Consider the following 9,227-nt stretch of genomic DNA (forward strand, 5'->3'; position numbering starts at 1 on the left):
CTGCAATCGCTGGGGACGAGGGAATTTCGATTTTCCCAGGCCTGGGCCAGGCATTTCGCCGGCGGCAAGCCGTGGGGCAACCAGGTTGGGGTCGAGCTGGAAGCGCTGAGCATCTGGCGCGACCTGGCGAAGGACACGCCCTGGCGCAAGCCGTTCGAGCAGCGCATACCCTTCGAGCGCGGCGCGATGAAGCGCTTCTTCCGCCGTTTCGACGCCGTTGCCGGCTTTTTTGGCAAGGATATCCAGCGCCGCCGCGCCAGATATGACGGCGCGAAGATGCATCAGATCTACGCCCGCCAGGCTGAAGAAGGTGCGATGGCGGCACAGTTTCCCGAAGTGCTTGGCGGCTTTGGCTGAAGCATCCGCCGCCACGGCCCTGTGGATAATAACCGCCCGTTTACCACGTCCCCGTGCTCGCGTTGCGGCCTTCCGGCCGACTCGCCGAAATGAAAGGGCCTGAACCCGTCAGGCAACCCCGAAGCCAGCGGCCGGCGTTTTCATGTATCCAGCGGGGCGCGTGCTTGAACGCGTTCCAAGTATGCGTCGGCCGTCACTTCGCCTGCATTAAAAAAACGCAAGCCCGCCGCGGCAATGGGAAACCGCGACGGGCCTGGTGACGCCCTCGTGGGGCTTCGTGGAAAATCGGGGCTACGCCAGCAGGCCGGCGACCTTGGCCGCTTTGCGCAGCGTCTTGCGGGCTTCCACCGGGCTGCGCAGGCCGTCGAGCGCGTCGCGGCAGACGCGGTTCGCCGAGCGCCAGGCGCCGTCGCGCGCCTGTCTGGGCCAGCGCTGGTCGAGGCATTCCATCGCCTCGAAGCAGCTCGAAACCTTGCGCTGGCCGCTTGGCTGGAAATCGATCACGACTGGTTCGGAAAACCAGACATCGTTCATCATTTCCTCCATTCTTATGATCGTCTTTTGAGCAAGCAATCGGCGCCGGACAGCGCCTGATGCGGGCCGCGAATGCCGGACCCGCGCGTTAACCAACCATCGCTCGTTAGGTTCCGAAAAATTTTCAATGTGGCGACCGGCCGCTTTCGGACCGGCTGACGGGCACCGGTATGCGGTCCAAAAAGCTGAAAATCGCGTGACCAAAGTCACTGCCGCACCCTCGCGGTCGGGGCTAATCAATCCGGCAGGCTGATGAAACGCGGGAAGACCTCTCATGCTTATCGCCGTGCTCGCATCCACCATGACCGTTGCCACCTTGATGGCGACCGCTTTCGGGCTCTACGAGGAAGCGCGCCTGAACCGCTCGCAGGCTGAAACGGATCGTCCGCGCGCGTTTCGAACGGAGCGTCGGTTTCCCGTCAAATGGCGCGACCGGTAGGTCCGACACCGCCAGGGCATGTTCACTCCGCTTCAGCTGGCCATGTGCATCTTTCGCGCCGGAATCCTGCTGTCTCCGGCGGCGTTGGCGGTGCTGGTTCTTCTATGGCTTTACTATCGATAGGCCGGCCTGTGGAGCGCCGGGCCCGCCACAGTCTATTCCACCAGCACATGCGCCTCGCGCGCGGCTACGATGAAGGCCTCCCTCGCGTTGTCCGCCGCAACGTCGCCGCGGATCGCCCGGCGGCAGGCGCGCAGGGCCGCGCCATGCAGCGCGCTGCCGGCATCGCGCCATTGGCCGGTCAACAGTTCGACGGCCTGTTCGGCGTTGGATATGTGGCGGATCGAGCCGGAAAGCCCGACGGCCACTTCGACCGGTCTGGAAAACCATCCTTGGATCATCGCTAAAACCTCCTGAGCTATATCGTAACACGATATATTTTATCGTGGAGTTGCATCGCAAAACGTCAACTTAACGTGAAGCCGTTTCCCGAACGCCACTCAGCTTGCTCATCTTCCAAGCGGTCTCCGTGAAAGCTCGATCAGTTCCGCCTCGTCAGTGATGCCCGCCATGTAATTGGCGATGATGCGCGAGGCGCGCGCTTCCTTCTGCTCGGCAGTCTCGCCTTCGAAATTGCCGTTTTCGTAGACACGGCCAAGCATGGCCGTCTCGTCGGGGTTGAACGTGTTGCGTACGACGGACATGGCTTCCTTCTCCAGCCCGGCTTCCTTTGCCCGGCTAATATTAGCACGCTTCGAGGTTGGGAGTGAGTCGCGGCGACCTCGTGGCCGAGGTCTCTTCAGCCGGCACGCCGGTTGCTGTGCTCCTTGCCCGCGGCTGGCCGCTGTTTTGCCGGCCTCGTTATATTCTTGCCGAACGAGCGCTGCGCTGATACGCATTAGCAGCGCGGAATTTTTCCGAGTCTGCATTGACTTGAGCCCGAAAAAACGCCGCGTATTCTGTCCGAGACCAGCAACCCCGACGTGGTGGCAACCGGGTTACGAAGGGGTTCTGGTCGAAAAAGAAGCAGGGCAGGTCCCGCGTCCAAACCGGGGCAGGCTCGTCAACGCTCTGGAACTCTGAAGCCATTGCCCCCATGGCCTTCGGAAGAGCCTGAACCATGGGGAAATCGATGGTTACCAAGAAACTTACCGCCAACGCAGAAAGCGCGGCAGCCTTTCTTGCGGTGATGGGCAACGAGAAGCGTTTGCTCATCATGAACTACCTCGCCGAGGGCGAACTCTCTGTCGGCGTGCTCGCCGACAAGGTCGAACTCAGCCAGTCAGCGCTGTCGCAACACCTGGCCAAACTGCGCAGGTTTGGCCTTGTCGAAACCCGCCGTGATCGTCAGATGGTCTATTATTCCTGCAAGTCTTCGGCAGCGCGCGAACTTTTGGCGTTGCTTGACGGCCTGCTGGCGATGGACAAGCCGCTTGCCGGACCGGCAAGGCAGGCCTTCGTCGAGAGGATGCGGCGGCCGCAGGCTGCCTGAACGGACTGCCACGCACGGACGAGGCCGGGGGGCCTTCGTCCGGTGCGGCGCTTCGATGGCGCAGACTGAGCACAAGCGGGCCGCATCGCGACACCGGACGGTTCATCACGTTTCTTTGAGAGGCGGTGCTTCGAAGCTCGGTTCTCGCTGCAAATTTCTGATAATAAAGGGTTTTCTTATTCTGGCCGGTTTCCGGCCCAGCCGAAGATTACAGATTTGTAAGTCGCCTGGCCGGGCGCTGTTGGCTAAATTTCGAGTCGATCCACACCCCCGGATCATGACGGCGCCGAGCTTCCACTTCGGCCCCGTAAGAGGCTCGCCGATCACGGCGGGCCTCTTTCGTTTTGAGGCCCCGTGCCTTGCCGCGTTCACTAATGCATGTCGCCCAGAAGTGCGCGGCGGTTCTGGAACAACGACGTGCATCAAGCGCAGGCTTAAGTCGCGTCGCCTGAATCCGTTCCAGCGCGACGCGCTTTAGGAGCAATCTCAGGAAAAGTGTGAGCGGTTTTCCGTCCGGAATTGCGTAAAAACAAAGGGATAGAGCGGTTCGCCGTTTCCGTGAAACCCTCTAGGGCGATCACCGGCTTGATGTCGTCGGGGGCTCCTGTCCGGTAATCTGGACTCTCGATACCCCGTCACCTATCGTCTCGCTTGGTTCACATTGCGCAATGCTCCATGCCGGGCTCCCGATCCGAGAAGCGGCGGGCAGCGTGGCATTCTTGATCTTCGGTGCTGACGATGTTCGATACGCAAAAAGCCAGGGCCGCTTCGCGCCTGTTGGTGACCCACTGGGACAATGGCACCCGTCTCGATGCGATACCCGAGACGGTGCGGCCGCAAACGCGTTCGGAAGGCTATGCCGTCCAATCGTATGTGATGGACCGCTCGACGGCTCCGCTTTTCGGCTGGAAAATTGCCGCCACCAGCCTGGCCGGGCAGAGGCACATCAACGTCGATGGTCCGATGGCGGGGCGACTGCTGGCGGAGAAGGCGGTCGAGGTCGGCGCAGCCGTTTCGCTGGCGACAAGCAGGATGCGCGTGGCCGAAATCGAATTCGCCTTTCGCTTCGGCCGCGCCCTGAAGCCACGCGCCGAACCCTATGAGATTGCCGAGGTGATGGATGCCGTGGCGGCCCTGCACCCGGCGATCGAGATACCGGACTCGCGCTATGACGACTTCTGCGCGGTCGGCGCGGCGCAACTCATCGCGGACAATGCCTGCGCCAATCTGTTCGTCATCGGCGAGGCCGTGGAAGACGGTTGGCGCGATGTGGATCTGGCGAGGCACCCGGTGGTCGGGTTCGTCACCGGGAAGTCGCGTCATGACGGATCGGGAGCGGCTGTGCTGGGCGATCCCCGGATCGCCCTTCAATGGATCGTCAACGAATTGTCGGGTCTCGGCATCGCGCTGGAGCCGGGGCAGGTGGTGATAACCGGCACCTGCGTCAAACCGATAGAAGTCGAGCCCGGCGACGAAGTCACCGGCGACCTGGGCAGGTTCGGCCGTGTCTCGGTCAGGTTTGTCTGATCAGGCCTTCGCGGCGCGCTGCCTTGTGATGACGCTGCGCACGACGAGCACCAGAACGGTGATGATGATCAGGATCACCGAAAGCGCTGCGATTGCCGGGTCGATGTTGTCGCGCAGGCCCATCCACATCAGGCGGGGTAGGGTGATGGCGTTGACCGAGGTGATGAACAGCGTCACGCCGATCTCTTCCCAGGAGAGCACGAAGGACAGAAGTGCGGCCGTGATGATGCCGAACTTGATGTTGGGCATGATGACGCGCGTCGCGCGTTCCCAGACGCTCGCGCCAAGCCCGCGCGCGGCAAGATCGATGCGGCGATCCAGCTGGCTCAGCGACACCAGGATCAGCACCGTGGCGAAAGGCACCGTCATCACCGAATGCGCCATGGCGACACCGAGCCACGTGTCGTAGCCGAAGAAGGAGGTCAGGCCGGAGACCGAGGTGAGCAGGAAATAGAGCGTCACGGCCGAAACCACCGGCGGCACCACCATCGGCAACAGCACGAAGCCGACCAGGGCGGCGGTGAAGCGCGGCTGGAACATCCAGACGCCGAGGCTGAAGGTGAGGGCAAGCGCGGTGGAGAGGATACTGCTGACGACGCCGATCCTGAGCGAAAGCAGGATCGAGTCCAGCCATCGCGGATCCTCGATCAGCGAGCGGTAGTGGCGCAGCGACAGTTCGCCCGTCGGCATGGTCAGCATGCGGCTCGGCGTCAGCGACACCGGGATGACGGCAAGCAGCGGCATCAGAAGGAACAGCGCCACCAGCACGGCGAGGATGAGCGAGACGGGACCGGGGCGATAAGTCGGCATCTTGCTACACCAATTGCTTCGGTTTGACGTAGCGGAACAGCAGCGCCATCAGCGCGCCGACGAACACCACCAGCACAACGCTGATCGCCGCGCCCAGGCCCCAGTCGGGACTCTGGAAGATGCGCAGATAGATCAGCTCCGCGATCATGACGCTGCGACCGCCCCCGAGGATCGCCGGCGTGACGAAGAAGCCCAGCGAGAAGACGAACGTGATCAGCGCCGAGCCGATGATGCCGGAGCGCGTCATCGGCACGAACACCGTCCAGAAAGTGCGCATGCGGCTGGAGCCCAGGCCGCGCGCCGCAAGCAGCACGCGCTCGTCGAGGCTGCGCATGGCGGAAGCCAGCGGGAACACCGCGAAGGGGATCAAAAAATGCGACATGCCGACGATGACGCCGAATTCGTTGCGCACCAGGGTCAGCGGCTCCGAGATGAAGCCGATCGATTGCAGCCAGGTGTTGATCAGGCCGCGATTGGAAAGCAGCGCCACCCAGCCGAAGGCGCGCGTCAGCACCGAGATCCAGAACGGCACCAGGATGCAGAATTCGGCAAGCACGCGCTGCACCGGTGAGCCGCGCACCCACACCACGGTGATGGCATAGGCGGCGGTCACCGAAACGATGGTGACGATCGCCGCGATGCGCAGCGTGCGGATGAACACCGACTGCACCAGATCGTCGGTGAGCAAGGCGTGGTACTGGCCGAACCCGGGCGTGGGGAGCGTAAAACTCCATTTCACCACGCCGAGGAACGGCCACGCATAGGCAAGGATCAGGAACAGGAGCAGCGGCGCCATCAGCAGCGCCGCGCCCATCCTGTCGGAGAGGGTGCCTCTCATCGGTCCGAAAATCTCGGCCCGATCAGGCCGAGATGATCTTGGTGTATTCGTCGAGCGCTGCGCCGTAATTCTTGGCGTACCACTCCATGTCGAGGGGAATCTGCTTGGCCATGTTCGCCGGATCGACGGGGTTGATGCGCTTCTTGTCGGCCGGGATCAGCGCGTCGGCCGCCGGATTGGCCGGGCCCTGGCCGAGCTTGTCGAACATCACCAGTTCCTTCTGCGGGTCCTGGGTGCTGGCAATGAACTTCATCGCCGCTTCCTTGCCGCCGGGGTTGTTCTTCAAGACCGCCAGCGCGCCGGGCGAGATCAGGCCCTGGTCCCAGATGAACTTGATCTGGCCGCCGGAATCCTGCTCGATCAGCGAGGCGCGGGTCGACCACACGATCGCCATCGAGGCTTCGCCGTTGAGCAGCACGCTCTGGCTCTCGGCGCCGCCGCCCCAATAGGAGACGACGTTCTCCTTGAAGGCGGCGATCTTGTCATGCGCGCGCTTGAGGTCGAGCGGATAGAGCGAGGCCGGCGCCACGCCGTCGGCGAGAAGGGCGGCTTCCCAGCTCGACACGCCCCATTTGTAGAGCGAGCGCTTGCCCGGGAATTTCTTGACGTCGAAGAAGTCGGCCATGCCGGTCGGCGCGTTGGAGCCGAATTTCTGCGAGTCGTAGGCGATCACATAGGAGAAGAAATAGGTGGACGCTGCGTATTCCCAGCCGAAGCCCGGCCGCATCTTGCTCTTGTCGACGATCTTGTAGTCGATCGGCTCGAGCATGCCCTGGCCGCCGAGCGTGATGGCCGAGAACGGATCGACGTCGACCAGGTCCCAGGTCGGCGCGCCGCTCTTGAACTGCGCGGCGATCGCGCCTTCGGTCGGGCCCGAGCCGTCCATCTTGACTGGGATGCCGGTGTCCTTGGTGAAGGCCTGGCCGTAGGCTGCGTCATAGGCGGTGATGGCGTCGCCGCCCCAGTTGACCAGCACCAGCCCTTTGGTTTCGGCATGGGCGCCGGTCGAACGCAGCAGCATCGGCGTGCCGGCAAGCACGAGGCCGGCGAGCTGCGCGAACTGCCGGCGTGAGATCTCGCCGCGCTTGGTCCGCTCGGTCAGCGATTCGATCATTTGTTTCTTCGTGTCGTTCATGTCAGTTCCCCTTGTTGTCGTTGATTGAACCGAAAGCCGATGCGGCGCTTTCAGGCCGCGGCGGCGGTGCTTACTGTCCTCCGTCCGGAAGGAGGAAACCCTTTTCTGCTGGCCAGGTCAGCCAGACGGAGTTGCCTTTGCTCAAAGCCGCCGCCGCGACCTCGTTCGGCACCGAGACGGTGACCTTGGCGCCCTGGCGGGTGGTAAGGTCGAGCTTGGTTGCAGCACCCAGGTAAGTTGAGGCGACAGCCGTCGCGGCGATGCCGTTCTGATTGACCGACGCTTCCGGCGCGATCGACATGTCCTCGGGACGGATGGCGAGGATCGCGTCGCCTTTGATCGTTTCCGCCTTGCAGCGCATGTTGACCGCGCGGTCTTCGCACAGCCCGGTGGCGCCATTGTCGGCGGGGCGCACGCCCTTCACCGGCAGCATGTTGATCTCGCCCAGGAACTCGGCGACGAAACGGTTGGCGGGCCGGTCATAGACCTCGTCCGGCCTGCCGACCTGCAACAGCTTGCCGTGATTGAAGATGGCGACGCGCGACGACAGCGCCAGCGCCTCGCTCTGGTCATGGGTGACGAAGACGAAGGTGGTGCCGGTCTCCTGGTGCAGCCGCTTCATCTCGGCCTGCATCTGGCCGCGCAGGCTCTTGTCCAGCGCCGAGAACGGCTCGTCGAGGAGCAGCACGCCCGGCTCGAACACCAGCGCGCGGGCCAGCGCCACGCGCTGCTGCTGACCGCCCGAAAGCTGCGACGGCAGCTTCTTTTCGTGGCCCTTGAGGCCGACACGCTCGATCATCTCGCCGACGCGTTGCTTGATCTCGGAAGTGGACTTCTTGCGCACCTTGAGCGGGAAGGCGATGTTCTGTTCCACGCTCATATGCGGAAACAAGGCGTAGCCCTGGAACACCATGCCGGCGGCCCGCTGTTCGGCGGGGCGATCCGTGATGTCGACGCCGTCGCTGAACAGCCTGCCTTCGCTCGGCTGCACGAACCCCGCCAAAATCATCAGGAAAGTGGTCTTGCCGGAGCCGGAAGGCCCGAGCAGGGTCAGGAACTCGCCGCGGCCGATATCGAGCGACAGATTATCCAGCGCCCGGAACGAGCCGAAGCTCTTGCCGATCCCGTTCGCCTTGATCTCTGCGGCCCGGCCGGGTTGCTGCATCCTGGCTCTTTCCTCAGTTCCCAATGAAATCGTAGGCATGGCTGCGGCTCGCCGCAACCGAATAGTTTTCGCCTGATCGGCAAATTTGATTCACGGGTGGGTGGGTCGTGGCCGGCCGGAGCGCTTACCGGCGTTCGGCGTGCTCACCAACGTTCGCGATTAGTCAAAGCATTCGTGCCGTCGTCATTCCAGGGCGGAGCAAGGAGCGAAGCGACGCGCGCAGACCCTGGAATCCATGCCGTGACCTATACGCGTCGCAACGGTGCAGAATTCTGGTCCGCCGCACCCCTCGGCCAGCGTCACGGCATGGATCCTCGGGTCAAGCCCGAGGATGACGACCGCAGAGGGCGGCAGCCCTCAATCCGCCTAAAGCCTGCTCTCCGACAGCTTCGCCCTCAGCCAGTCGCTGAAGGCGTTGAGCACCGGGTGTCCGGCCTTGGCGTGTTCGAAGACCAGGAAATAGGCACGCGGCGAGGGCACGGTCGCCTCGAATGGCTTGACCAGCCGGCCCTCGCTCAGCGCCCGGCGGCCGGTCAGTTCGTCGCCCAAGGCAATTCCCTGGCCGGCGATCGCCGCCGAGAAGACGAGGTTCATGTCGGAAAAGAAGATGCCGCCTTCGGTGTCGGGATTCTCCACCTTGGACAGCGCCAGCCAGCGCGCCCAGTCCTCGGTGTCGCTGAGATGCAAGAGATTGGCGCGCAGCACATCGGCGGGTTTGGAAAATCCACCGACCTTGTTGAGCAGCGTCGGGCTGCAGAGCGGCGTGAAGGAGACTTCGCACAGCAGCTCCACCGCGCGGTTCGGCCAGTTGCCGACACCGAAGGCGATGAAGGCGTCGGCCTCCGGATTGCTGACGTCGTCGAGCCGCCTTGGCGTCAGCACCGAGAGCGCCACATCCGGATACATCTGCTGGAACTCGCCGATATGCGT

Annotated in this window: 12 protein-coding genes; 4 read left to right on the forward strand and 8 right to left on the reverse strand. The window is 63.3% G+C overall.

Features of this window, described 5'->3' with window-relative positions:
- Positions 1-357, forward strand: a 357-nt coding sequence (locus EOD07_RS37615; RefSeq protein ID WP_164772202.1) for a hypothetical protein, incomplete at its 5' end; no start/stop codon positions are given.
- A gap of 291 nt (positions 358-648) precedes the next feature.
- Here EOD07_RS37615 and EOD07_RS12150 read toward each other — a convergent pair.
- Positions 649-891: a DUF982 domain-containing protein gene (locus EOD07_RS12150; RefSeq protein ID WP_127235618.1), complete on the reverse strand. Its 243-nt coding sequence runs from the start codon at positions 889-891 to the stop codon at positions 649-651.
- 274 nt (positions 892-1,165) lie between these two features.
- On the opposite strand from EOD07_RS12150, the gene EOD07_RS37620 reads away from it, so the two are divergent.
- Positions 1,166-1,330 carry a hypothetical protein gene (locus EOD07_RS37620; protein ID WP_157900518.1) on the forward strand — a complete coding sequence of 55 codons (165 nt, stop codon included), beginning with the start codon at positions 1,166-1,168 and terminating at the stop codon, positions 1,328-1,330.
- Positions 1,331-1,485: 155 nt separating this feature from the next.
- Here the strand turns inward: EOD07_RS37620 and EOD07_RS12155 are convergent, their stop codons facing one another.
- Both EOD07_RS12155 and EOD07_RS12160 read right to left on the reverse strand, forming a co-directional pair.
- Entirely contained in the window at positions 1,486-1,731 is a 246-nt protein-coding gene (locus EOD07_RS12155; protein WP_040988331.1) for a DUF982 domain-containing protein, read from the reverse strand.
- A 108-nt stretch (positions 1,732-1,839) separates the two neighbouring features.
- Positions 1,840-2,034, reverse strand: a complete 195-nt coding sequence (locus EOD07_RS12160; RefSeq protein ID WP_073987309.1) for a hypothetical protein — start codon at positions 2,032-2,034, stop codon at positions 1,840-1,842.
- A 428-nt stretch (positions 2,035-2,462) separates the two neighbouring features.
- On the opposite strand from EOD07_RS12160, the gene EOD07_RS12165 reads away from it, so the two are divergent.
- Complete coding sequence (locus tag EOD07_RS12165) at positions 2,463-2,822, forward strand: metalloregulator ArsR/SmtB family transcription factor (protein WP_040988334.1); 360 nt, start codon at positions 2,463-2,465, stop codon at positions 2,820-2,822.
- A 738-nt stretch (positions 2,823-3,560) separates the two neighbouring features.
- Positions 3,561-4,349, forward strand: a complete 789-nt coding sequence (locus tag EOD07_RS12170; protein WP_127235619.1) for a fumarylacetoacetate hydrolase family protein — start codon at positions 3,561-3,563, stop codon at positions 4,347-4,349.
- On the opposite strand, the gene EOD07_RS12175 is transcribed toward EOD07_RS12170, so the two are convergent.
- The 5 genes from EOD07_RS12175 to EOD07_RS12195 form a co-directional block, all read right to left on the reverse strand.
- Complete coding sequence (locus tag EOD07_RS12175) at positions 4,350-5,159, reverse strand: ABC transporter permease (RefSeq protein WP_127235620.1); 810 nt, start codon at positions 5,157-5,159, stop codon at positions 4,350-4,352.
- A gap of 4 nt (positions 5,160-5,163) precedes the next feature.
- Positions 5,164-5,997 carry an ABC transporter permease gene (locus tag EOD07_RS12180; RefSeq protein WP_127235621.1) on the reverse strand — a complete coding sequence of 278 codons (834 nt, stop codon included), beginning with the start codon at positions 5,995-5,997 and terminating at the stop codon, positions 5,164-5,166.
- 22 nt (positions 5,998-6,019) lie between these two features.
- On the reverse strand, positions 6,020-7,132 hold the full coding sequence (locus EOD07_RS12185) for an ABC transporter substrate-binding protein (RefSeq protein ID WP_127235622.1): 1,113 nt from the start codon (positions 7,130-7,132) through the stop codon (positions 6,020-6,022).
- 70 nt (positions 7,133-7,202) lie between these two features.
- Entirely contained in the window at positions 7,203-8,297 is a 1,095-nt protein-coding gene (locus tag EOD07_RS12190) for an ABC transporter ATP-binding protein (protein WP_127235623.1), read from the reverse strand.
- Positions 8,298-8,663: 366 nt separating this feature from the next.
- The coding region (locus EOD07_RS12195) for a LysR substrate-binding domain-containing protein (protein ID WP_245470073.1) at positions 8,664-9,227 on the reverse strand (564 nt) is incomplete at its 5' end.

It is taken from the genome of Mesorhizobium sp. M2C.T.Ca.TU.002.02.1.1 (assembly GCF_003997225.1).